The sequence below is a fragment of the Streptomyces sp. DSM 116793 genome, assembly GCF_057320905.1.
On the sequence record NZ_CM170494.1, the window covers coordinates 292,242 to 314,115 of the forward strand.

Consider the following 21,874-nt stretch of genomic DNA (forward strand, 5'->3'; position numbering starts at 1 on the left):
CCTAGTAGCCGTCGGGAGTCGGAGCGTTCTGGGCGCGGTCGACAGGGAGGTGAGCCCCGGAGATGCCGCTGGACCAGTCGGACAGCAGGAAGGCGACCACCCGTGCCACCTCCTGCGGCGCGACGGGCCGGCCGGTCGGCAGTTCCGCCGCCGTGAAGGCCTCGAAGGCCTCGGGACGCTCGGTGCGCATCCGGTCCCAGCGCCGGCCGGGGATCAGCATCGAGCCCGGCGAGACGGTGTTCACACGGATGCCGTCCGGGCCGAGTTCACGGGCCAGGGAGGCGGCCAGGTGGATCTGAGCGGACTTCGCGGCCCCGTACTGGGCGCCGGGCGCGGGCTTCCAGCCGGAGATAGAGGCGATCACCACCACGGACCCGCCTCCGGAGGCCCGCAGATGCGGCACGGCGGCGCGGATCAGGCGGACGGTGTGGCCCACGTTCACCGCCCATGTCGCGGCCCAGTCGGCCGGGTCGGACCGCTCCAGGCCACCGCCCCGGGAGCCGCCCGCGCAGGCCACCACGCCATCCAGTCCATCGAAACGTTTCTGCGCGGCAGCCACGAAGCTTTCGAGCAGATCGGGCTCGGTGACGTCGAGCGGTTGCGTGTACAACCGCTCCCGGTCCGCGGGGTCCAGCGACGCGGCCAGCGCCGCGAGGTCCCCGGGGGTGCGGGCACAGGTCGCCACCGAGGCCCCCTCGGCCACCAGGAGACGTACGATCTGCTCACCGAGCCCCCGGCCGCCGCCGGTGACCACCACCCGCTTTCCCCGTATGCCCGGTCCCTGGCCGAACCCCCGCGGGCGCCCGGGGGCCGGGCCCTCGCTCACATTCATCGCATCATCGAAACATACGGCGTACACCACCGCTCCCCTGCGACACCCGCCGTCCCCGTACGACACCGCGGGGTGCGCCGCCACTACGCCCCACCAACCGGACAACCCCCACACCCCCTGGCCACCGCACGGTCCGGGGCTGTTTGCTGCGCGTACAGCCGCTGCGGCTGCCTTGCCCCCACTCGTGCTGCACGCAGAGAAGGACGACCCATGACGGCATCGGGAGCGCCTCGCCACAGGCCCTCTCCCCCACCGGCTCACCGCGCCCACCGGTCGGCGCAGCGCACCTGGACCGGCCGGGACTGCGTGGTGAGGTGGCCTTGATTCCGCTGAGCAAGCCGTTGCTCTTCCAGACCGCCGTCCCCGCGCACCCCTCGTACGCCTCCGGGGTACGGCGCATGGTCACCGCGCACCTCAAGCTCTGGCGGCTGTCCGATCTGGTGGACAACGCCGTCCTGGCGACGGACGAGTTGTTCGCCAACGCGGTGCGACACGCGAGCAGCCACCCCCGGGACGTCATCGCCCTCACCCTGGAGTGCACCGACCGGGAGCTGCGGGTGACCGTCGCGGATCCCTCACCGCTGCAGCCCCGGCTGCGGACGCCCGATGCCGCCGCCGAGTCGGGGCGCGGGCTGTCCATCGTCGACGCCCTGGTCGACGAGTGGGGCACGGAGCCGCCCGACCCGCACGGCACCGGCAAGAAGGTGTGGTTCACGCTCTGCGTGGGGAGCCGGGCATGAGCGGTGCGGCGCGGGCGGGCGGCGCACGGCGGGCGCTGGCCCCCGCCCTCGCGGCCGACTTGGCCGCGGAGCTGGTCCGCAGGGCGGGCGAGGACCGCCGGCTGACGGGCGAGGCGCAGGCCGCGCCCCGTGCGGACCTCGTACGCCGGCGGGTGGCCGTCTGCCGGCGCGAGAACGGCGAGGCGCTGAAGGCCATCGTGCGCCGGCACGGCTGGCCCACCGCACATGCGGTCGGCGAGGAGGCGTCCACGGCGGGGCTGATGGTCCTGCTGCACACCCCCGACCTGTCCTTCCAGCTCAGCTGCCGCGATCTGATCGCCGAGGCGGCGGCGGACGGCACCTGTCCCGCCGTGCACCACGCCTACATCGCGGACCACTGCGCGGTGGAGCTGGGCAGGCCGCAGTTCTACGGCACCCGGGTCAACCCCGCCACCCTGCGCCCGTACGAGATCCGCAACCCGCAGGACCTCGACGAGCGCCGTCGCGACGTGGGGCTCGGGCCACTCGAGGAGCAGCTGAGGGCGCTGCGGCAGCGGAGCTGACGCCGGGTTCCGGACAGGCCCGGTACCGGACGGGCCCGGGTACCGGACAGGCTCAGGGCACGGGCCCGTCACCGGCCGCTACACGGGCCAGGACCCGGGGGCGTCGCCGAGGTCGTCGATCGGCAGCCGGGCGCCGCCCTGCCGGGCGGACTCGTGGGCGACGATGCCGGGCAGGGTGTAGCGGGCGGCGACCCAGGCGTTCACGGACGGCAGGGTGCGGGTGTTGACCGCGGTCACGAAGTCGTCCGCGAGGAAGTGGTGGCTGCCCTCGTGGCCGCTGGGCAGCAGGTCGAACGCACGCGGCAGTCGCCGCCGGTCGTGCACCGGCGCGGAGCCGGAGGTGAACGCGGCCCGCAGCGCGGGGTCGACGTGCCGCAGCGAGGGGTCGTCCGGCGCCAGGGTGGGCTTGGGCCTGAGCTGCTCGGTGATGTCGGTGACGCCCTTCTTGTCCTGCCAGAGACTCACCGTGGCCAGTTGCTCCATGCTGGCCTCCGTGCCGAAGAACCGGAAGCGTGACTCCCGGATGTGCGAGGGGTAGCCGACGCGGCGGAACTCGTTGGTGCGGAAGGAGCCGCCGCCGGCCGTCTCGAAGAGGGCGGTGGCGTTCGAGATGTCGTTGCCGAACTGGCTGACCTCCTTGTCGAAGACCCCGTCGCCGCGCTCGTCGCGCACCCCGATCGCGGAGACGCTCACCGCGTGGGTGTCCCAGGCGCCGAGTATCCCGCCGATCGAGTGCGTGGGGTACATCAGCGGCGGGTAGCTCGCCGTGGCCTTCCAGTTCGCCCCGCCGCTGTACTGGTAGGCGGCGTAGAACCCGAGGTCCATGTCGTGCACGTAGTCGCCCTCGGCGTAGAAGAGGCGGCCGAAGGCGCCCGCGGCGATCTGGTTGCGGGCGTGCACGGTGGCCGGGTTGTACTGGCTGGTCTCCCCCATCATGTAGATCAGGCCGGTGCTGCGCACGGCGTCGACGATGGCGGCGATCTCCGCACGGCTGACGCCCATCGGCACGGCGGAGTAGACGTGCTTGCCGGCCTCCAGGGCCGCCAGGACCAGCGGTCCGTGGGTCCAGCGCTGGGTGAAGACGGCCACCGCGTCCAGCTGCCGCGCGGCGAGCATCGCCCCGTAGGAGGCGAAGGTCCCGGCGAGGCCCTTGTCCGCGACGAGCCGCTCGGCGCGCTCCGGCAGCAGATCCGTGACGTACACCTCGCCGACGCCGGGGTGGGCCTGGAAGAGCTGGGCGAAGTGCCCGCTGAACTGCCCTGCGCCGACGATGCCGAGGGAGAACGTCATGGGTGTCCCTTCACCGGGTGCGACGGGTACGACGGGTACGGCTGAGAGCCTTTGACGCACGGTCTCTGACGCAGGGCCTCTGACGCAGCGTCTCTGACGCAGGGCCGAGACATCGATGCCCGGCTTGCGGTACGCGGAAACGGGCTTCCGGGTGGCGGGGTGCGCGGTGCGCTCGCCTCACCTCTCGTCGTGGTCGCTCGCGCGGTTCCCCCGCGCCCCTCTTCCGGGTTCGGCGCGCGACGCCCGGGTGCGGCCGGGTGCGAGCGCGGTGAGCGGAGGCGGCTGACTTTGTCTCGGTCATGTCAACAATGGGCGTCAGCGGTCTTGCCCTCGGAACCCGTGCGTGCCTCAATGGGCAACGCTCACGCCACTGGCGGCGCATCGGCGTACAACTCCCCCATGCCGCGCATGAGTTGTGCCATGCCAGGCGTCGGTGGCGGGATGCTGCACACCCCCCACGAAATCCCCCCACAGGAGAGCAGGATCACCGTGAAACTCGGCACGCCTGGAATCAGCACCGCCCTGGCCGCCGGTGTGGCCGCCGCCAGCCTCGCCCTGGCCCCCTGCGCGACCGCCGTGACCCCCGAGTCGGCCACCATCGGCTTCGACTGCGGCAGCTTCGGCTCGGGGACGGCCACCCTGACCGCCAACCAGGACGGCACGTCGGCCACCATCGAGATCGCCACGGACGCCGTGACCGCCCCGTTCGACATCCCGGCGGGCTCCGCCTCGTCCACCCTCACCCTGACCGCGAACGGCTCGGACACCGTCACCTTCAGCGGCAAGTCGAACCCCGGCATCCCCGCGGGCGGCGGTGTCGACTCCGGGCCGCTGACCGGCACCGTAGCCGCCGGCGACAGCCTGGAGGCGCAGTCCCTGAAGGTCACCGTCATCGGCATCACGGCGACCTGCACGGCCACCACGCCGCAGGACCCGGGCCCGTTCGTGTTCTGAGCACCCCGCCCGGCCCGCCCGAGGGCGGTGCCGCACGCCGCGGCACCGCCCTCGGGCGCATGGGCCACGCCCGGGCCGGGCCGTCCACGGGTCCCGCGGACCGGGGTGGGCGGCCGGCGGCTCGGGTCTTCCCTTCCTTACGAGCCGTCCAGTCCCCAGAACCGCGCCGTGTAGTAGCTGGAGCAGATCCGGTCCAGGTAGTAGGCGCCGGTCGTGCCGCACTGCTCGGCGCCCGAGCCGGGATCGACGGCGAGGCCGTGGGTCATGCCGGAGACGGTGTACGTCTCCACGACCGACTGCCCGCCCGCGTCCGTGTAGACCGCCCTGGTGGTACCGCCGGGCAGGCTCTCCGTGGCGGACGGGGTGGTGCCGATGCCCCACACGTTGGTCCACTGGTCGCGCGACTCGGTGGCGTTCGCGGGCACCACCGTGGTGTCGCTGGTGCCGTGCCAGATCGCCACCCGGGGCCAGGGGCCGCGCCAGCCGCCGGAGGCGTTGCGGACCAGGTTGCCCCAGGTCGTCGGTGTCTTGCTCACCGCGGTGTACATGCAGGTCGTGGCGGTGATCAGGCTGGTCGCGCAGCCCGCGGGGACGCCGGAGTCGATGGCGCCACCGGCGAACACGTCCGGGTAGTCGGCGAGCAGCACCGCGGTCATGGCGCCGCCCGCGGAGAGCCCGGTGACGTAGACCCGGCGGGGGTCGCTGCCATAGTGCGCGAGGGCGTAGTCCACCATCTGCCTGATCGAGAGGGCCTCGCCCTGGCCCCGGGTGTAGTCGCCCGGCTGGAACCAGTTGAAGCATGACGTGACGTTGTTGGCGGCCGTTGTCTGTGGGAAGACCACGGCGAAGCCGTCGGCGTCGGCGAACTTCGGCCATCCGGAGTGGCTGTAGTAGTCGTTCGCGCTCTGCGTGCAGCCGTGCAGGGCGACGACCAGGGGCGCGCCGGACGGCAGTCCGTCCGGGAGGTAGGCGTACATGCCGAGGTTGCCCGGGTTGGAGCCGAAGCCCGTCACCTGGGTGAGGCCGGCCGCCGACGCGCTCTGCGGCATGGCGAGCATCCCGGTGAGCAGCGCCACCAGCGCCGCCCAGAGGAAGCGGAGCCGGAATCTGCGGGTGCGGTCACGTGCTGTCATGTGGCCTCCCGTTCGAGTAGGAGTGGGGGTGCGACCCGGCAGTCGGGCGGCCCGGCGTGGTGCGGCGGTGTGCGGGCTGTGCCCTCCCTTTCGGGTGGGCCATACGCTGCCCGTGGGGGCCGTCGTGGGGCCGGGCCGGCCCGGGGTCTCAGCGCACCGTAGGCGCTGGGCGCCGGGCGGCCAGCGGATGCGGGGCACACACCTGGGGTGCGGGGACTGTGGTGTCCCGCCACAGGTGGGGGTGCGGGGCGCGCCGGCGCGCCCCGGCGGCCTGCGTGTCGCCTTGTTCCGGTCGGTGGCCCGGTCGGCAGGAACTGCCCCCTCCACCGGTGGCAGTCCGCGAGTCCACTCGGGTCGCGCGCGCAGATCCCCGCGCCCCTGCCGGGGGCCGGGCAGCAGTCGGCGGGCGTCCGGGGGCGGTTTCGGTTCTGTCGGGGCGGCCACCCGGTAGCCCGTCCGGCCCTGCCGCGGTCGTGTGCCGGGGCGGCCGGTGGAAGAAGACGTGCATCCGTCTCTCACCGCGGAAGGAACCCTCATGCTCGACGCTCCGGAGAAGACGACAGGGTGGCTCACGGACGACGAGGTGCGCGCGCTCGACGCCCACTGGCGGGCGGCCAACTACCTGGCGGTCGGCCAGATCTACCTGATGGCCAACCCCCTGCTGACCGAGCCGCTGCGGCCCGAGCACGTCAAACCGCGGCTGCTGGGTCACTGGGGCACGACCCCGGGGCTGAACCTCGTCTACACCCACCTCAACCGGGTGATCAAGGCCCGCGACCAGGACATGCTGTGTGTCTGGGGTCCGGGACACGGAGGGCCCGCGGTGCTCGCGGGCTCCTGGCTCGAGGGGTCGTACTCGGCGACCTATCCGGACGTCTCCCGCGACGCCCAGGGCATGGCCAGGCTCTTCAGGCAGTTCTCCTTCCCCGGCGGGGTGCCCAGCCATGTCGCGCCCGAGACCCCCGGCTCCATCCACGAGGGCGGTGAGCTGGGCTACTCCCTGGCGCACGCCTACGGGGCCGCGCTGGACCACCCGGACCTGGTGGTCGCCTGCGTCATCGGGGACGGCGAGGCGGAGACGGGGCCGCTGGCCGCGTCCTGGCACTCCAACAAGTTCCTCGACCCGGTGCACGACGGAGCCGTGCTGCCGATCCTGCACCTCAACGGCTACAAGATCGCGAACCCGACGGTGCTCGCACGGCTGCCCGAGGCCGAACTCGACGACCTGCTGCGCGGCTACGGGCACACCCCCCTGCACGTCACCGGGGACGACCCGGACACGGTGCACCGCGCGCTGGCGCAGGCCATGGACACGGCCCTCGACCACATCGCCCTGATCCAGCGCGGCGCCCGGCACGAGGGGTCGGCGGAGCGCCCCCGCTGGCCCATGATCGTGCTGCGCACCCCGAAGGGCTGGACCGGCCCCGCCGAGGTCGACTCGCTGCCCGTCGAGGGCACCTGGCGGTCCCACCAGGTGCCGCTGGCCGCGGTCCGGGAGAACCCGGAGCACCTGCGGCAGCTGGAGTCCTGGATGCGCTCCTACGGTCCGCGGGAACTCTTCGACGAGCAGGGGCGGCCCCGCCCGGAGGTGCTGGACTGCGTACCGGAGGGCGCCCGGCGGCTCGGCGCCACGCCGTACGCCAACGGCGGGCTGCTGCTGCGTGAGCTGCCCGTCCCGCCACTTGAGCGGTACGCCGTCCCGGTGGAGGCACCCGGCAGGACGGCACACGAGCCGACCCGGGTGCTCGGAGACCTGCTCGAGGAGATCATGCGAGCCACCGCGGACAGCCGGAACTTCCGGCTCGTCGGCGCCGACGAGACCGCGTCCAACCGCCTCCAGGCGGTCTACGGGGCCTCCGGCAAGGCCTGGCAGGAACAGCAACTCCCGGTCGATGAGGACCTGGACCGGCACGGCCGGGTGATGGAGATCCTCTCGGAGCACACCTGCCAGGGCTGGCTGGAGGGCTACCTGCTGACCGGCAGGCACGGCCTGTTCGCCAGCTACGAGGCGTTCGCGCACATCGTCGACTCGATGGTCAACCAGCACATCAAGTGGCTCCGCATCACCCGAAGGCTCCCGTGGCGGGCCTCCATCGCCTCGCTCAACTACCTGCTGACCTCGCACGTCTGGCGCCAGGACCACAACGGCTTCTCGCACCAGGACCCCGGTTTCGTCGACCACATCCTCAACAAGGCCCCGGAGGCCGTCCGGGTCTACCTGCCGCCGGACGCCAACACCCTGCTGTCCATCGCCGACCACGTGCTGCGCAGCCGGGACTACGTGAACGTCGTGGTGGCCGGCAAGCAGCCCTGCTTCGACTGGCTGTCCCTGGACGAGGCCAACGCGCACTGTGCCCGGGGCGCCGGGATCTGGCACTGGGCCGGGAACGAGGACGGCACCCGGGAGCCCGACGTGGTGATGGCGGCCGCGGGCGACGTGCCGACGCAGGAGGCGCTCGCCGCCGTGCAACTGCTCCGCACACACCTGCCGGAGCTGACCGTCCGCATGGTCAACGTCGTCGACCTGGCCCGCCTGCTGCCCCAGGGCGAGCACCCGCACGGGATGACCGAGCGGGAGTACGACGCCCTGTTCACCCGGGACAAGCCCGTCATCTTCGCCTACCACGGCTACCCGTGGCTGATCCACCGCCTGGCCTACCGGCGCACCGGCCACCCGCACCTGCACGTGCGCGGCTACAAGGAGATCGGCACGACCACCACCCCGTTCGACATGGTGGTCCGCAACGACCTGGACCGGTACCGGCTCGTCATGGACGTCATCGACCGGGTGCCGGGCCTCGCGGTGCGGGCGGCCCCGGTACGGCAGCTCATGGAGGACACCCGGCTGCGCCACCACGCGTGGGTGCGCGAGCACGGCAACGACCTGCCCGAGGTGGCGGACTGGAGCTGGGCGCGCTGATCGGCCGCCCGGGAAGGGGCGCGCCGTGCAGGCCCGGACCCGGCCCGGATGGGCCGGCCGGCCCCCCACGGGGACGGGTGGCCCCTGCCCCGGGTGCCGCGCGGCCGCGGACCCTGGGGAGCGCATCCGGTCGGAGGAGGTCACGCCGATGGCCAGGAGCGTGGTGGCGGGGCTCGACGGCTCACGGGAGAGCCGTATCGCCGCCGAGTGGGCCGCCGACGAGGCGGTGCTGCGCGATCTGCCTCTGCACCTGGTGCACGCCTGGGTGTGGCAGTCCTACGCGTATGCGCCGCCGGCCGGGCCACGACCGGGGCTCAGGGGCGACCGGACAGCGCGGCGCGCGCCGCTGCTCGACGCCGTGCGGGACGACCTGACCCGGGCACGGCCCGGACTGCGGGTCAGCCACGAGCAGCTCACCGGGCAGCCGGGCACCGCCCTGGTGGATGCCGCGCGGGAGGCCGAGCTGCTGGTGCTGGGCGCCCGCAGGCTGAGCATGGTGGCCGGCTACCTGGTGGGGTCGGTGGCGCTGGCGGCCGTGGCGCGGTGTGTACGGCCGGTCGTCGTGGTCGGCGAGCGCGCGAGCGGCGCGGCCGGGCCCGGGGGTCCCCAGTCCCGTGCGGAGGGCGTTCCCGTGGCGTACCGGGACGTGGTGCTCGGCCTCGACGCCCGGGCCCCGCCGGAGCCCGCCATCGCGTTCGCCTTCGAGGCCGCCGCGGTGCGCGGGACCCGGCTGCGGGTCGTGCACGGTGGCTCGCCACCGGACCCGGACGGCGACGAGAACGGCCTGGTACGCCGTGACGCCGGTGCCCCCAAGGCCCGGCAGGGAGCGCGCGGCAGGGTCGCCGACGCGCTGCGGCCCTGGCAGGAGGCGTTCCCCGGCGTCGAGGTGATCGAGCAGCCGGTGGTGGGCAAGGCGGCCTCGCACCTGGTGGACGCGTCGCGGGGAGCGGCGCTGCTGGTCGTCGGCCGGCGCAACCGGGGGCTCGCGGGGGGCCGCCTCGGTGCGGGCCACATCGGCTCGGTGACCCACACGGTCCTGCACCACTCGGACGCGCCGGTGGCCGTGGTGCCACACGACTGAGGACGCCCCGGCCCGGGTAGCACGACCCGGGTGCGGCGCCGGACCGTCCGGGGTGGGTGCCGGGTCGTCGAGGTGGGTGCCCGCCGCGGGGCGACATGGGTACCGGATCGGCCGGGGTGGGGGATGCCTGATCGGCCGGGTGGGTGCCGGGTCGTCGAGGCGGGTGCCCGCCGCGGGGCGACATGGGTGCCGGATCGGCCGGGTGGGTGCCGGACCGGCCGGGGTGGGTGCCCGCCGCGGGCGACGTGGGTGCCGGACCGTCCGGGGTGGGTGCCGGGTCGTGTCGTGAGTGGTTGCGGACTGCTTGAGGGCGTCGGCTGCTTGAAGGCACGGGTTGCCGGACCGCTTGTGCGTGGGTGCCCGCCCCGTCCTGCATGCGTGCCCGCCACCGTCCGGCGTGGGTGCCCGCCCCGTCCTGCATGCGTGCCCGCCGCGTCCGGCGTGGTGCCGGGTCGCGGCCGGCCATGCGTGGGCCAGGCCCGTCCGGCGCCCGCACCGGGCCCCTCGGCCCTTCCCCGGCGCGGCCCCGGGTGCCGACCATGCCGGTATGACCACCGGTTTCCGGCACGCACGCATGAAGGAGGCTGCGGTGTCCTCCACGCTCGACGAGCGGATCGTGGCGACGCTGGTCGGCGACGCCGTCACGGCGCCTTCGCCGCACCACGAGGAGCCATGGCGGTTCCGGTTCGTGCGGGACGGCGCGGCGCTGGAGCTGCGCATGGACCTCTCCCGCGCGCTGCCCCACGCGCACCCGGCCCCCCGGGAACCGTGCCTGGAGTGCGGAGCCGCGCTGTTCAACCTGCGGGTCTCCGCCGCGCACCACGGCTGGCGGACGCGGACCCTGCTGCTGCCCGAACCGGACGACCCCGAACTGCTCGCGGTGACCGCCCTGGAACGGGCCGGCGACGAGCGGGACGACCTCGCCGAGCTCTACCCGGCAGTCGGCCGGCACGGCAGCGGGCGCCCGTTCACCGGCGGACAGCTGCCCGCCGTGCTGCTCGACGAGCTGCGGGGCGCGGCCGTCGCGGAAGGTGCCCGGCTGGCGTTCCCTGATGCCTGGGAGGCCCAGCGGCTGCTGGACCTCGCCGAGGACGCCGAGGCACCGGGAATGTCGGCCGAGGACGTGCGCGGCGTGGTGGCTCGCTGGAGCAGGAACCGTCCCGTCGACGCATCCGGTGCCGCCCTGGCCTCGGCCGTGCCCGCGGCCGCTGCGCGGGGTGGACGGGGTGGAGGTGCCGGTCCGGGTCCCGTCGACGTCACCGAGCCCGTGCCGCCGCAGGGCTGTGGCACCGCCGCGTTCGACGAGGCGCCGGCGCTCGCCGTGCTGGGCACCCGCGAGGACGGCCCGCTCGACTGGCTCCGGGCGGGCCAGGCGCTGGAGCGCGTGCTGCTGCGTGCCACGCTCGACGACCTGGCGCTGTCCCTCGACGCGGCCGCGGTCGAGTGGCGCGAGCTGCGCTGGGCACTGCACGAGCCGCTGGCCGCCATGGGGTACGCGCAGATGCTGCTGCGCCTCGGGCAGGGTCCGCAGCCGCCGACGACGCCGCGCAGGCCGCTGGGCGAGGTGCTGTCGGTCGTGTGAGGACCGGGTGCCGGTCCGGCACGCCGGGTCTGTGCGCCCACCGGCCGGTGGGCGGGACACGGCAGGAACAGCCTCCTTGGGGCAGTGACGGCAGCGACGGCAGCGACGATGCGGGGGTCTCGCGGTGGCCGTTCGCGCAGTCCCCCGCGCGCCCCACCCGGGCGCGCCCCGGCTCAGTCGTGCGGGATCACGGCGACCGGCGCCTCGGCGTGGTGCACCACGGCGTGGGTGACGGGGCCGATGCGGCCCCGCGGCCCCGGCGGGCGGTTCCTGCGCCCGACGACGACCAGCCTGGCGTGCCCCGACGCCTCGACGAGGGCCTGAGCGGCGCGCCCCTGGCCGCTCTGCCTGTGCACCGTGACCGCCGGGTACTTCTCCGCCCAGGGCGCGAGGGCCTCGTCCAGGTCCCGGCCGTGCGCGCCCATGCAGTCGGTCCGCACCAGGGAGGTGCAGCCGGCCAGGTCGGGCCCGAAGAGGCCGGGGATCGACCAGGCGTGCACCGCCCGGAGGCCGTCCCCGTACCGCTCCGCTGCCCGGAAGGCGAAGTCCAGCACGTCGTCGTGGCTGCCGCGGGGGTCGAGCCCGGCCACGACCTCGCCGTCCGGCCACGTGCCCGGACGCGCCCGCCGCTCCCGGACCAGGACGACCGGTCGCCTGACGTGCGCCAGCACCCCGAGGGACACGGAGCCCGCGACGAAGCCGGCGAGGCCCCCGAGCCCCCGGGAGCCGAGCACCAGCAGCTCCGTCTCCCGGGCCGCCCGGCACAGTTCGGCGACCGGCTCGCCCTCGGGCTGGGCCGTCGCCACGTGCAGCGCCGGGCGGGTGCAGCCCACCTCCGCAGCCAGCTCGTCGAGCAGCCGCCGTCCGCGCTCCCGCGCGGCGTCGGCGGCGTCCTGCCGGGCGGGTGCCGCGTCGGGGTCGAAGACGTGCACCAGCCGCAGCTCCAGGCCGCGGCCGGCGGCCTCCTCGGCGGCCCAGACGGCGGCCGCGAAGCTCTCCGGTGTGCCGTCGACACCGGCCGTCATGGTCTGCCACGTCATGTCGCCTGAACCTCCGGTCCGGTCGGCCGCCGTTCGGGCCGGTGCGCGGGGCTCCGCGGAGGGTCGCCGGTGCGCGGGCCCGACCCGTCCGTTGTCAGCCTCGCGCCGGTGGGACCGCCGCCGGTAGGGCCGAGCGGTCCCGTCCGGCGACCGGGCCCGCGACACCGCCGTAGGCACCAGGCCCGCCGGCCGGGCCTGCGTCCCCGGTGGTGGGGCGGGCCGGGGCACGGGGACGTTCGGTCCGGAAGGCGGGCTGTTCGGCACCAGCACGGGGGCCTTCCGCGCGCTGCACTGGGAACCGCGGTCTTCTCCGGACCCGGAGGAGGCCGGAGAGGCCCGAAGGAAGACCGGAAAGACCCGGAAGACCCGGAAGACCCCGACAAGGAGGCATGGTCATGAACGCACTCGCACGCAAGCAGCGGTTCTCGTTCCCGGAGCTGCCGGAGTGGTTCGAGGGGTTCCCGTCCCGGTTCGCCCTGCCTGGCATGTCCGATCTGTATGCCATGCGGATCGAGACGTACGCCGAGGGCGACCGCTACATGATGCGTGCGGAACTGCCGGGCGTCGACGTGGAGAACCTGGACCTCACCGTCGAGGAGGGTGTGCTCACCATCAGGGCCGAACGCGTCGAGCGCGACATCGAGAAGGAGCGCAGCGAGATACGGTACGGGACCCTGATGCGGAGTGTGCCGCTGCCGGCGGGGGCCGACGAGAACGACGTGGAGGCCGGCTACACCGACGGGATGCTCACGATCAGCGTGGGGATGCGCCGGGCGGCGTCCGAGGCGAAGCGGATCGAGGTGAAGAAGCGCTCGGCGTGAGCCGGGGTCCACTCCCCCCGCGCCCCGGGCGGCCCCGGGGGCCACACGCACCCCTTCGGGGCTCGGGCGCCGCCCGGGGCGCCTGTGGTGCGTGGTGCGGGTAGCGTGGCAGGTGGAAGGCGGAATCCATCGGCCGGCCCGGCCGGGAGGAATCAGCGGTGGAGAGCTCCGAAGGCGTCCCCGTGCCACTGCCGCAGCTCAAGCTGGACGAACTGCTGGAAGAGCTGCAGGCCCGCCTCGACGCCGCCCGCGGCACCCGCGACCGGGTGCACCGGCTGCTTGAGGCGGTGCTGTCCGTCGGCAGCGAGCTGGACCTCCAGCAGGTGCTGCGCCGCATCGTGGAGGCGGCGGCGGTGCTCGTCGACGCCAGGTACGCCGCGCTCGGTGTGATCGCGCCGGACGGCAAGCGGCTCTCCGACTTCCTCACCGTGGGGGTCCGCGACGAGGAGATCGCCGCCATCGGGCACTACCCCGAGGGCCACGGCATCCTCGGCGAGCTGATCCGGGACCCGCACCCGCTGCGTCTCGACAAGATCTCCGAGCACCCCTCGTCCTACGGCTTCCCGGAGCACCACCCGCCGATGAACACCTTCCTCGGGGTCCCCATCCGGGTCCGCGACCAGGTCTTCGGCAACCTGTACCTGACGGAGAAGCGCGGCGGGGCCCGCTTCGACAAGGAGGACGAGTCGGTGCTGTCCACGCTCGCGGTGGCGGCAGGCGTGGCCATCGACAACGCCCGTCTCTACGAGGAGTCCAGGCGACGCGAGCGCTGGCTGCGCGCCAACGCCGAGATCACGTACGGCCTGCTGTCCGGCGGGTCGCGCGGCGACGTGCTGCATCTGATCGCGGAGCGCGCCCGGGAGATCATGGTGGCGTCGCTGGCCGTGGTCGCGGTGCCGACCGAGGACGGCGACACGCTGACCGTGGAACTGGCGATCGGTGACCAGGCCACCGACCAGCCGGGGCGCGTGCTGCCCGTGGAGGGCACCTTCATGGGGGCGGCCTTCAGCGCGGCGGCTCCGGTGATCAGCCCGGACGTCGGGCAGGACGTCCGGGTGACGGTGGGCCACCCGCGGTTCACCGGCCTCGGGCCCGCGGTGGCGGTGCCCGTCGGCACCGGTGCGGGGGTGCGCGGCGTGGTGCTGCTGGCCCGCAGGGCCGGGGAGACGGTGTTCTCCAAGAAGGAGACCGAGCTGCTGCTGGCCTTCGCTGGCCAGGCAGCGCTCGCCATGGAGCTGGCCGACCGGCGCAGCGACGCCGAGCAGATCGTGCTCCTCGAGGAGCGTGACCGGATCGCGAGGGACCTGCACGACCTCGCCATCCAGCGGCTGTTCGCGACGGGCATGACGCTGCAGAGCGCCGGTCGCCTCATCGAGAACGCCGGGGCGCAGGAGCGGGTGGACCGGGCCGTCAACGACCTGGACGAGACCATCAAGATCATCCGTTCCACGATCCTGGGGTTGCGCGAGCACGACGAGTCCGGCGGGCAGGGCCTGCGCGCGCGGGTGGTGCGCGCGGCGGGCGAGGCGGCGGGCGCCCTCGGGTTCTCGCCCGGCGTGCGGCTGGAGGGGCTGCTCGACACCCAGGTGCCGGCGAACGTGGCGGACCATGTGGTGGCCGTGGTGTCGGAGGCGCTGAGCAACGTCGCGCGGCATGCGCGGGCCGCACGGGCGGACGTCGTGCTGCACACCGACGGCCGGCGTGTCCGGCTCACCGTCTCCGACGACGGGGTGGGCATGCCCAGGCGGGGCCACGGCCACCGCAGCGGCCTGCGGAACCTCGCCGAACGCGCGGAGCAGCTCGGCGGTGCCCTGGAGCTGACCACGCCCTCCTCCGGCGGCACCGCGCTGATCTGGGACGTGCCGCTGAGCGGGGACTGAGCCCGGAGCCGGGCCACCGCGTCCGCCAGGCGGCGGGTGCGCCGGCGTGACGGGGCTGTGTCGACGTGCGGTGGCGCCGTGTGCCGGCATGGTGGTGCTGTCTACCGGCGTGCGGTGGCGCCGCGTGCGGTCCCAGCCGGGGCGCGGCCCCGCCCCGGGAGGGGCGCGGGGAACTGCGCGACCGGCCACGACGAGACCCGCGGACGCTCACTCCCCAAGGGGCCGTCGCGGGGCCCGCGCCGGAGTCACGCCGGACCTCGCGCCCTACGCGTGCCGGCCGGCCCGCAGACTTGCCCCGTCCGGCCCTGACGGCCCGGGCCCTACGGCCGCATCCTTGAACCATGGGGTGGCAGGTGTGCCGGCCCACGGCTGCGGCGGTGGGCTCCGCGTCCCCGACTCGGGCCGTCCGTGCGTGACCGGTCACGCACGGACCACACGCGCACCGTCGCTCCGTCGACGGACCGGCCGTGCACCGGGACGGACCGGTCGTGCACCGGGACGGAGGAGGAAGCCGCATGACCGCGGCACCGCACACCGTGAGCGATGTGATGACGCCGACCGCCGTCGCAGTGGGGCCGAGGGCGGCCTACAAGGAGATGGTCGAGCTGATGCGGCAGTGGGGCATCAGCGCACTTCCGGTGCTGGCGGGCGAGGGCAGGGTCATCGGGGTGGTATCCGAGGCGGACCTGCTGCCCAAGGAGGAGTACCGGACCGAGGACCCCGAGCCCTCCGCGGCGGACCTCGGTGCGGCCGCCAAGGCCGCCGCCCAGTACGCCGAGGACCTGATGACGAGCCCCGCGGTCACCGTGCGCCCCGACGCCACCATCGCCGAGGCCGCGCGGACCATGGCCCGGCTGGGCATCAAGCGGCTGCCGGTCACCGACGAGACCGGCCTGCTCCAGGGTGTGGTCAGCCGCGGTGACCTTCTGAAGGTGTTCCTCCGCTCGGACGAGGACATCGCCGCGGAGATCAGGGAAGACGTGCTCCCCGGCCTGCCTCCGCCCGCGCCGGCGGACGTCTCCGTGCGCGACGGGGTGGTCACCCTGGTCGGCGAGGTCCCGGGCGGGGCGCTGATCCCCTTGGTGATCCGGGCCGTGCGGGCCGTGGAAGGGGTCGTGGACGTCCGCTTCGATCCGGGTGCGTCGGCGCTGCGCGAGGGTGGGGACGAAGGCTCCCTCGGCACACCGGAAGGTGCGGGCCTGGAGACGCACGGACCCCGGTAGCGGAACGGGGAGCCCGGCGGACCCGGTAGCGGTACGGAGCACCGGTGACGTCAGGCGGTCCTGCGACCGTCGGCGGCCCGGCGACGGTGCGGCTCCGTGCGCCGGCACTGAGGGGAACATGCAACCGTCACCCGCGACCGTCACTCGTGGCAGCCCGGCGGCCGGCCGGCGGGCGCGGGAGCGACCCGAACCCACCTCCACCGGCAGGACCGGCTCCACCGGCTCCGACGGGCGCCGGCAGACGGCCGGTCAGCGGTACGCGGGCGGGTTCTCGCGCTCGATCCTGCGGTGCACCTGCTCCGTGAGGTCCCACAGCCGCTCGGAGATGCGCGGCCGCGGCGGTTCCGGGTGGCGTATCCGGCGGGCCGCCGCCGGGAGGCTCGCGACGTCGTGGCCGAAGCGCTCGCGCGCCCGCGACGGCGGGTCCACGTCGTGGCCGCGCCGGCCCTCCGTCATCACCGTCTCCAGCAGCGGACGGCCGCCCTCCGGCGGCTCCTCGTCGCGCAGTGCGATGACGTCGGTGTGGTCCGCGGTCCTGAACACCTGCTTGGCGCCGGGTGCCGTGACCTTCGCGGACGACAGCTTCATCACCGGTCGGCCGTCGTAGGCGGTGAGCTTGTACGCCGAGTCCAGGAAGGGCGCGTCGGCCGACACGCCCACGCGGGTGCCCACGGCGTAGACGTCGATCGGCGCCCCGGAGCGCACCAGGTCGGCCAGCTGGTACTCGTCGAGCCCGCCGCTGGCCACGATCAGCACCTCCGCAAGCCCGGCGTCGTCCAGCATCCGCCGGGCGTGGCGGGCCAGACCGCCGAGGTCCCCGCTGTCCAGCCGGACGGCGCAGTCAGGGCCCAGGCCCAGGTCCTTCATCACCCGGATCGCGGTGGCCACGCCCTGCCTGGTGTCGTAGGTGTCCACGAGGAAGGTCATGGGACCGGGGTGCGCACGGGCGAAGGCGCGGAACGCGGTCTCCTCGTCAGGGAACGCCTCGATGTAGGAGTGCGCCATCGTGCCCCGGGCGCGTATCCCCTGCGCGAGGGCGGCCGCCACGTTGCTGGTGCCCGCGAAGCCGACCATGGCGCCCACCCTCGCCGCCTGCATACCGGCCTCCAGGCCGTGGGTGCGGCGCAGCGAGAAGTCCACGACCTGCCTGCCGTCCGCGGCGAGGACGCAGCGTGCCGCCTTGGACGCCACCAGTGTCTGGTGGCTGACCATGTTGAGCAGGCAGGTCTCCACGAGCTGCGCCTCGGGCAGCGGCGCGGTCACCTCCAGCAGCGGCTCCCCGCCCAGTACCGTCCGGCCCTCGGGCACGGCACGGACCTCGCCCGTGAAGCCGGTCCCCACCAGGGGTTCGAGGTCGTCGGGCGACCGGTGCAGGGCGGCCGCGAAGGCCTCGGTGTCCGCGCGGCCGATCCGGAACTCCGCGAGGTAGTCGAGCGCGGACTCGAGACCGGCCGCCACGAGGAAGCCACGCTCGGGCGGCAGGTCTCGGACGAACAGGCTGAACGTCGCGGGCGCCGTCAGTCCCTCCTCCAGGTACGACAGCGCCATGGTGACCTCGTAGAGGTCGGTGATGGTGGCGTCCGGCACGGCGCCGTCTCCTTTCCTGGGGTTCCGGGGCGCAGCCCCGCCCTGAAGGCGTCCCCCGAGGTGTCGCGATGCGGCTCCGCCGCGTCGGCGGTACCGCCCACGCCGTTGAGGCAGTGGGGCAGCGAGCGGCCACGACGAGATCCGCGGACCGCCACCGCCCCCCGGGGGCAGCCGAGACCGCGGCTGGTCCGCTCACATGGGCCAGGCCGCCTCGCTCCCCTGCTGCGACGGTGCGTTCGCGCTCTCTATGTCGCGTTGTGCCGTGCCCAGGAGCTGCTGGGCGATGTCGCGCATCGCCCTGCCGGCCGCCAGTTCGTCGCCGATCTCCGGGACCTCGCGGTCGTTCGGGTTGCAGCGGGCGAGGCCGTTGCCCACGACCGAGTTGGCCCCGGTGTCCACCACGGCTCGTGCCTTTGTCGTGCCCTCGTCCTCGAAGAGGTGGAGGTGCACCTTCCACTCGACTGTGTGCGCCATTGGTCCGCTCCTTGCCTAGTGCCACAGCCACTGTCGGACGCCCGGTGGGCCCGGGTCACGGGGCCGAAGGTCCCCGAGCACCCGACAGCCGGACCATGGGCCGGCGCCGGCGGCTTCGGCCGGACCGGCAGCGGACCGGCACGCCGCGCAGGTCGCGGGGACGCGCCTTCCTCGCCCCACGACCCTTCCTCGCCCCACGACGTGCGATGCGATCACCTGCGCCAGGCCGCACGAGGCCCTGTGGCGGGCGGACCTCAGCTCTTGACGGCCTCCGCGATCTGCAGGGCGGCCCGGGCGGGCGTGAGGTGCGTGGTGTCGACGACCTCGGCCTCGCTGTGCAGCCACGTACGGGCCGCCTCGGCGTAGGGCTCCAGGTACTTGAGACGGAAGGTGGAAGGGCCAAGAAGAGTGTCCCCCCGGATACGCCCGCGCAGGGTGTCCTGGTCGGCGTGGAGGACGAAGTGGCGTACCGGGATGGCATGGTGTGCGAGGCCCGCGCTGATCTCGCGCCAGTACTGCTCGACCAGGACGGTCATCGGGATCACCAGGATGCCGCCGGTGTAGTCGAGCACGCGGCGGGCGGTCTCGACGACGAGCTGCCGCCACGGCGGCCAGTGCTGGAAGTTGTCCGTCGCGGGCAGCCCCGGCCTGATGTCCATGAGCGTCTCGCCGACCTTCTCGGCGTCGAACACCCGTGAATCCGGAATCAGTTGCTGTACGAGTGCACTGGTCGTCGTCTTACCCGCACCGTGGGTGCCGTTGAGCCATACGATCACGGGACCGACGCTAGCGCGGTGCGGGCACGGGAGGGGGCAACGGCGGGAATCCGGTACGGATTCCCGCTTGCCGGGGTGGTTCGACCACCAAGATCAGGTGTCACCCGTCCCGAGAAGTCGGAGTCTCGCCACCGCCCCGCCGTGCGGACCCGCCACCAGTCGAACGGGACGGGTCCCTGTCGAACGCGACGGTCAGCCATCGGCCGAGGTCACACCAGCCGTGTGACCTCGATCGCTAGGTGGCCAGCGGCCCCGCGGTCTTCACTGGTCAGGCGGTTGTGACGATTCGTAGTTGGCCATTATGTCGGCTGGTAGTCGGCCAGTCGGGAGTTGGTCGACGGCTGCGGCCAGCTCGTCGGCGTACTCCATCAGGAGTGGCTTGAGCTGGGCGTAATGGGTGTTCGGTCCCGGGGTCGCGAGGCAGTTGGCGATCGATCCCAGTGCCTGCGGTCCCGTAGCTGGGGCGGCAGGGCGGGGATGAGAGGGGCGAGCGCGCGCTCGCTGCCGGTGACGCGCGACCAGACGAATTCCGAAGCGGCCTGGTGCTTGCGTGGGCTGTCGAGGGGGTCTTCTTCTTGCGCCCGGACATCCCGTGGACCGTGCCCTCCTCACCTGTGCGGGCGGCGCGGGGCACCGGGCCTGCTGTCATGCCCTGTTGCGGCATCCGGTGAGGAGGAGGGCGACCATGCGCTTGGCGTCGGCCTGGTCGTAGTCGGGGCCGGTGATGCAGAGGTTTCCGATGGCGCGCATGAGCGTGTAGGCGGTGACGCCGGGGCGGAGTTCGTCGGTTTCGGTGCAGGCGTCCAGCAGCGTCGCGCAGGCCGGGACCAGGGTGTTGAGCATGAGGGCGTGGAGGTTCTCCAGACCCGGATCACCGGACCCCAGTGCCGCGCCGAGGCCGTGCTTGGTCACGAGGAAGTCCACGAACGCGTCCGTCCACAGGGTCAGCGCGGTGAACGGCGAGGCGGATTCCTCAAGGAGCCGGGGCGCGAGAGCGGTACAGGCGTCGATCTGGTGCCGGTAGACGGCGGTGACGAGGTCTGCGCGGGTCGGGAAGTTCCGGTAGACCGTGCCGACACCCACGCCGGCGCGTTCGGCGATGTCGCGGACGGGCGCCTGGATGCCTTGGTCCACGAAGACCGCCGCAGCAGCCTCCAGTACGCCGCTGCGGGTGCGCTGCGCCTGTGCTTGGCGTACCCCGACCGACTCCGGCACGATGCCTCCCTTTGCTCGCGGAACAATGTTCCGCTAAGTTGGCGGAACGTCGCTCCGTCAAAGTGTGGCAGAGCCGCTCCGGAGAAAGCACAGGTCTCCCATGTCTTCCCGCCCCCTCGGCCAGCAGATCGTCTCGGTCAAGCCCATCCCCGTTCCCGCGCCCGGGCGCGGGATCGACCTGCAGGTGAAGGTCACCGCCCCCCGGTCGGGCCAGAACCTGCCCCTGATCGTTTTCTCCCACGGAAACGCGTGGTCCCTGGACGGGTACGAGCCCCTCGTCGACCGGTGGGCCGCCGCCGGATTCGTCGTGGTGCAGCCCACCCACCTGGACTCCCGCCGTAACGCCATCGCCTGGGACGACCCGCGCTTCGCCACCATCTGGCGCGTGCGGATCGCCGACCTCCACGCGGTCCTCGACAACCTCGGCGACATCCTGGCTCAGGCTGGCTTGGAGACCCGCGCCGACCGTGAGCGCACCGCCGTGGTCGGCCACTCCTGGGGCGCCCAGACCGCAGGCGCCCTCCTCGGTGCGCGCGTGCTGGACGCAGACGGCGTTCCCGGCGAGGACTTCTCCCACTCCGCGGTCTCGGCCGGCGCGCTGATCGCGGCGACCGGAACCGGCGATACCCTCACCCCGTTCGCCGCCGAGAACCTTCCGTTCATGAAGCCGGACTTCTCCACCATGACTACCCCGACCCTGGTTGTCGCGGGCGGCAAGGATCAGTCGCAGCTCTCCACCCGGGGGCCGGAGTGGTTCACCGACGCCTACCACCTCAGCCCGGCCCCCAAGAGCCTGCTCACCATCGCCGAGGCCGAGCACACTATGGGCGGCATCGCTGGCGAGATGGTCGCCGAGACCACCGACGAGGACCCCGCCCGCGTCGTCCTCCTCGCCGACGCGATCTCCGCCTACCTCCTCGCTGCCCTCAACCTCAACGACGCCGAGTGGACCGCCCTCGGCAACACCGCCAAGGGAGGCGACGGTACCTGGAGCGTCACCAGCAAGTGAGCCCAGCCCGACAGTCGGGGGACGCCCGGCGCCGAACGGCCGAGCTCGCCCCGGCCTGACCGGCAGAGGACGCGGCGGTGCTCTGAGCCGCTCCCTCGCCTCTGCTCACGCCTCGGTTCGCATGGCTGGCGGCCGACGGCGCCAGGTGATGCGCGAAGTGGCCATGCGGGAACTCACGGCCGGGGTCTACGCCGGGCACTCCTGGGCGGCCGCCCACGCCATCCACGCGGCTCGACCCTCCGCCGCGTTCCCAATGGGCCGCTTCCTGCTGACCCTGACGCCCGAGATATGAGCGGCGCCCGGCTGTCTCAGCAGTTCGCGCTATAGCGGATGCACCCGGGGGCGGGGCGTGGTCGGTATTCCACTGGTGCTGTGTGGCCGCCAGCACCAATCCAGCCAGGAGAGCCACCAGCAGGTGTGCGATCACCGTCCAGCGAGTGCGGAAGAGTCCAGCGAGAACTGCCACGATGAGTACGACGACCAGCAGCACCCAGACCCGATCAATGTACGCGAGGGTGGCTGCGTCGACCCGCGCTTGGTCGCCTTGCGCCGCCCATACCTCCAGGCCGAGACCGAATACCGAGTCCAGCACCAGCCACGCGGTCTCCAGCAGGAACAGCGGTATCGCGAGGGCAAGGTCCACGCCCCGGCGTGTCCGGTGCGACCAGGGGCACCAGCGATTCGGCGCTGGGGGGTGATTTGCCATGGCTGCAGGGTGCCGAGCCTGGTGGTGATGTGCATGAGTATGCGTACCCAAATCTCATTCGCGCAGAGG

The 21,874-nt window shown here is 73.5% G+C and carries 19 protein-coding genes and 1 pseudogene; 11 read left to right on the top strand and 9 right to left on the bottom strand.

Features of this window, described 5'->3' with window-relative positions; all coding sequences use genetic code 11:
• Position 1 precedes the first annotated feature (1 nt).
• Positions 2–832 carry an SDR family NAD(P)-dependent oxidoreductase gene (locus tag ACSMXW_RS01295; RefSeq protein WP_485803303.1) on the bottom strand — a complete coding sequence of 277 codons (831 nt, stop codon included), beginning with the start codon at positions 830–832 and terminating at the stop codon, positions 2–4.
• A 314-nt stretch (positions 833–1,146) separates the two neighbouring features.
• Here ACSMXW_RS01295 and ACSMXW_RS01300 point away from each other — a divergent pair, with 314 nt between their 5' ends.
• Positions 1,147–1,572: an ATP-binding protein gene (locus ACSMXW_RS01300; RefSeq protein WP_485803305.1), complete on the top strand. Its 426-nt coding sequence runs from the start codon at positions 1,147–1,149 to the stop codon at positions 1,570–1,572.
• Entirely contained in the window at positions 1,569–2,114 is a 546-nt protein-coding gene (locus ACSMXW_RS01305; protein WP_485803307.1) for a DUF6624 domain-containing protein, read from the top strand. Before ACSMXW_RS01300 ends, ACSMXW_RS01305 begins: the two co-directional genes overlap by 4 nt.
• Positions 2,115–2,192: 78 nt before the next feature.
• Here ACSMXW_RS01305 and ACSMXW_RS01310 read toward each other — a convergent pair whose 3' ends face one another.
• Positions 2,193–3,404, bottom strand: coding sequence for a Gfo/Idh/MocA family protein (locus tag ACSMXW_RS01310; protein ID WP_485803309.1), 1,212 nt, complete (start codon positions 3,402–3,404; stop codon positions 2,193–2,195).
• A 489-nt stretch (positions 3,405–3,893) separates the two neighbouring features.
• Between ACSMXW_RS01310 and ACSMXW_RS01315 the strand changes: the two genes are divergently transcribed.
• Entirely contained in the window at positions 3,894–4,358 is a 465-nt protein-coding gene (locus tag ACSMXW_RS01315) for a hypothetical protein (protein WP_485808552.1), read from the top strand.
• 137 nt (positions 4,359–4,495) lie between these two features.
• On the opposite strand, the gene ACSMXW_RS01320 is transcribed toward ACSMXW_RS01315, so the two are convergent.
• A complete protein-coding gene (locus ACSMXW_RS01320; protein ID WP_485803311.1) occupies positions 4,496–5,491 on the bottom strand; it encodes an extracellular catalytic domain type 1 short-chain-length polyhydroxyalkanoate depolymerase in 996 nt (331 codons plus the stop codon).
• A 535-nt stretch (positions 5,492–6,026) separates the two neighbouring features.
• On the opposite strand from ACSMXW_RS01320, the gene ACSMXW_RS01325 reads away from it, so the two are divergent.
• The 3 genes from ACSMXW_RS01325 (at position 6,027) to ACSMXW_RS01335 (ending at position 11,074) form a co-directional block, all read left to right on the top strand.
• Positions 6,027–8,411: a phosphoketolase family protein gene (locus ACSMXW_RS01325; RefSeq protein ID WP_485803313.1), complete on the top strand. Its 2,385-nt coding sequence runs from the start codon at positions 6,027–6,029 to the stop codon at positions 8,409–8,411.
• Positions 8,412–8,559: 148 nt separating this feature from the next.
• Positions 8,560–9,492, top strand: a complete 933-nt coding sequence (locus ACSMXW_RS01330; protein ID WP_485803315.1) for a universal stress protein — start codon at positions 8,560–8,562, stop codon at positions 9,490–9,492.
• Between the two features lie 547 nt (positions 9,493–10,039).
• Positions 10,040–11,074 (top strand): Acg family FMN-binding oxidoreductase, encoded by a 1,035-nt coding sequence (locus ACSMXW_RS01335; RefSeq protein WP_485803317.1) that lies wholly within the window; start codon positions 10,040–10,042, stop codon positions 11,072–11,074.
• Positions 11,075–11,247: 173 nt separating this feature from the next.
• Here the strand turns inward: ACSMXW_RS01335 and ACSMXW_RS01340 are convergent, their stop codons facing one another.
• Positions 11,248–12,114 carry a universal stress protein gene (locus ACSMXW_RS01340; protein WP_485803318.1) on the bottom strand — a complete coding sequence of 289 codons (867 nt, stop codon included), beginning with the start codon at positions 12,112–12,114 and terminating at the stop codon, positions 11,248–11,250.
• A 395-nt stretch (positions 12,115–12,509) separates the two neighbouring features.
• On the opposite strand from ACSMXW_RS01340, the gene ACSMXW_RS01345 reads away from it, so the two are divergent.
• From ACSMXW_RS01345 to ACSMXW_RS01355, 3 genes are all read left to right on the top strand, one after another.
• Positions 12,510–12,935, top strand: coding sequence for an Hsp20/alpha crystallin family protein (locus ACSMXW_RS01345; protein ID WP_485803320.1), 426 nt, complete (start codon positions 12,510–12,512; stop codon positions 12,933–12,935).
• A gap of 158 nt (positions 12,936–13,093) precedes the next feature.
• On the top strand, positions 13,094–14,815 hold the full coding sequence (locus tag ACSMXW_RS01350; protein ID WP_485803322.1) for a sensor histidine kinase: 1,722 nt from the start codon (positions 13,094–13,096) through the stop codon (positions 14,813–14,815).
• Between the two features lie 515 nt (positions 14,816–15,330).
• The gene (locus tag ACSMXW_RS01355) at positions 15,331–16,038 is read left to right on the top strand and encodes a CBS domain-containing protein (RefSeq protein ID WP_485803324.1); all 708 of its coding nucleotides are present in this window, start codon (positions 15,331–15,333) and stop codon (positions 16,036–16,038) included.
• A gap of 249 nt (positions 16,039–16,287) precedes the next feature.
• Here the strand turns inward: ACSMXW_RS01355 and ACSMXW_RS01360 are convergent, their stop codons facing one another.
• From ACSMXW_RS01360 to ACSMXW_RS01375, 4 genes are all read right to left on the bottom strand, one after another.
• Positions 16,288–17,625, bottom strand: coding sequence for a nicotinate phosphoribosyltransferase (locus ACSMXW_RS01360; protein ID WP_485803326.1), 1,338 nt, complete (start codon positions 17,623–17,625; stop codon positions 16,288–16,290).
• A gap of 192 nt (positions 17,626–17,817) precedes the next feature.
• Positions 17,818–18,099 carry a DUF1876 domain-containing protein gene (locus ACSMXW_RS01365; RefSeq protein ID WP_485803327.1) on the bottom strand — a complete coding sequence of 94 codons (282 nt, stop codon included), beginning with the start codon at positions 18,097–18,099 and terminating at the stop codon, positions 17,818–17,820.
• A gap of 254 nt (positions 18,100–18,353) precedes the next feature.
• Positions 18,354–18,875 (bottom strand): AAA family ATPase, encoded by a 522-nt coding sequence (locus tag ACSMXW_RS01370; RefSeq protein WP_485803329.1) that lies wholly within the window; start codon positions 18,873–18,875, stop codon positions 18,354–18,356.
• A 645-nt stretch (positions 18,876–19,520) separates the two neighbouring features.
• On the bottom strand, positions 19,521–20,090 hold the full coding sequence (locus tag ACSMXW_RS01375) for a TetR/AcrR family transcriptional regulator (protein WP_485803331.1): 570 nt from the start codon (positions 20,088–20,090) through the stop codon (positions 19,521–19,523).
• Between the two features lie 100 nt (positions 20,091–20,190).
• On the opposite strand from ACSMXW_RS01375, the gene ACSMXW_RS01380 reads away from it, so the two are divergent.
• Both ACSMXW_RS01380 and ACSMXW_RS01385 read left to right on the top strand, forming a co-directional pair.
• Positions 20,191–21,099 (top strand): alpha/beta hydrolase family protein, encoded by a 909-nt coding sequence (locus tag ACSMXW_RS01380; RefSeq protein WP_485803332.1) that lies wholly within the window; start codon positions 20,191–20,193, stop codon positions 21,097–21,099.
• 163 nt (positions 21,100–21,262) lie between these two features.
• On the top strand, positions 21,263–21,391 hold the full coding sequence (locus tag ACSMXW_RS01385) for a hypothetical protein (RefSeq protein ID WP_485808590.1): 129 nt from the start codon (positions 21,263–21,265) through the stop codon (positions 21,389–21,391).
• 87 nt (positions 21,392–21,478) lie between these two features.
• On the opposite strand, the pseudogene ACSMXW_RS01390 reads toward ACSMXW_RS01385, so the two are convergent.
• A pseudogene (locus ACSMXW_RS01390) lies at positions 21,479–21,805 on the bottom strand (DUF6234 family protein); the annotation flags it as partial.
• Positions 21,806–21,874: the final 69 nt, after the last annotated feature.

Coding starts and splice junctions, on each gene's coding strand:
- ACSMXW_RS01295 (WP_485803303.1), bottom strand. CDS start 832: ATGAATGTGAGCGAGGGCCCGGCCCCCGGGCGCCCGCGGGGGTTCGGC.
- ACSMXW_RS01385 (WP_485808590.1), top strand. CDS start 21,263: ATGCGGGAACTCACGGCCGGGGTCTACGCCGGGCACTCCTGGGCGGCC.
- ACSMXW_RS01330 (WP_485803315.1), top strand. CDS start 8,560: ATGGCCAGGAGCGTGGTGGCGGGGCTCGACGGCTCACGGGAGAGCCGT.
- ACSMXW_RS01320 (WP_485803311.1), bottom strand. CDS start 5,491: ATGACAGCACGTGACCGCACCCGCAGATTCCGGCTCCGCTTCCTCTGG.
- ACSMXW_RS01355 (WP_485803324.1), top strand. CDS start 15,331: ATGACCGCGGCACCGCACACCGTGAGCGATGTGATGACGCCGACCGCC.
- ACSMXW_RS01310 (WP_485803309.1), bottom strand. CDS start 3,404: ATGACGTTCTCCCTCGGCATCGTCGGCGCAGGGCAGTTCAGCGGGCAC.
- ACSMXW_RS01305 (WP_485803307.1), top strand. CDS start 1,569: ATGAGCGGTGCGGCGCGGGCGGGCGGCGCACGGCGGGCGCTGGCCCCC.
- ACSMXW_RS01325 (WP_485803313.1), top strand. CDS start 6,027: ATGCTCGACGCTCCGGAGAAGACGACAGGGTGGCTCACGGACGACGAG.
- ACSMXW_RS01340 (WP_485803318.1), bottom strand. CDS start 12,114: ATGACGTGGCAGACCATGACGGCCGGTGTCGACGGCACACCGGAGAGC.
- ACSMXW_RS01380 (WP_485803332.1), top strand. CDS start 20,191: ATGTCTTCCCGCCCCCTCGGCCAGCAGATCGTCTCGGTCAAGCCCATC.
- ACSMXW_RS01365 (WP_485803327.1), bottom strand. CDS start 18,099: ATGGCGCACACAGTCGAGTGGAAGGTGCACCTCCACCTCTTCGAGGAC.
- ACSMXW_RS01345 (WP_485803320.1), top strand. CDS start 12,510: ATGAACGCACTCGCACGCAAGCAGCGGTTCTCGTTCCCGGAGCTGCCG.
- ACSMXW_RS01335 (WP_485803317.1), top strand. CDS start 10,040: ATGACCACCGGTTTCCGGCACGCACGCATGAAGGAGGCTGCGGTGTCC.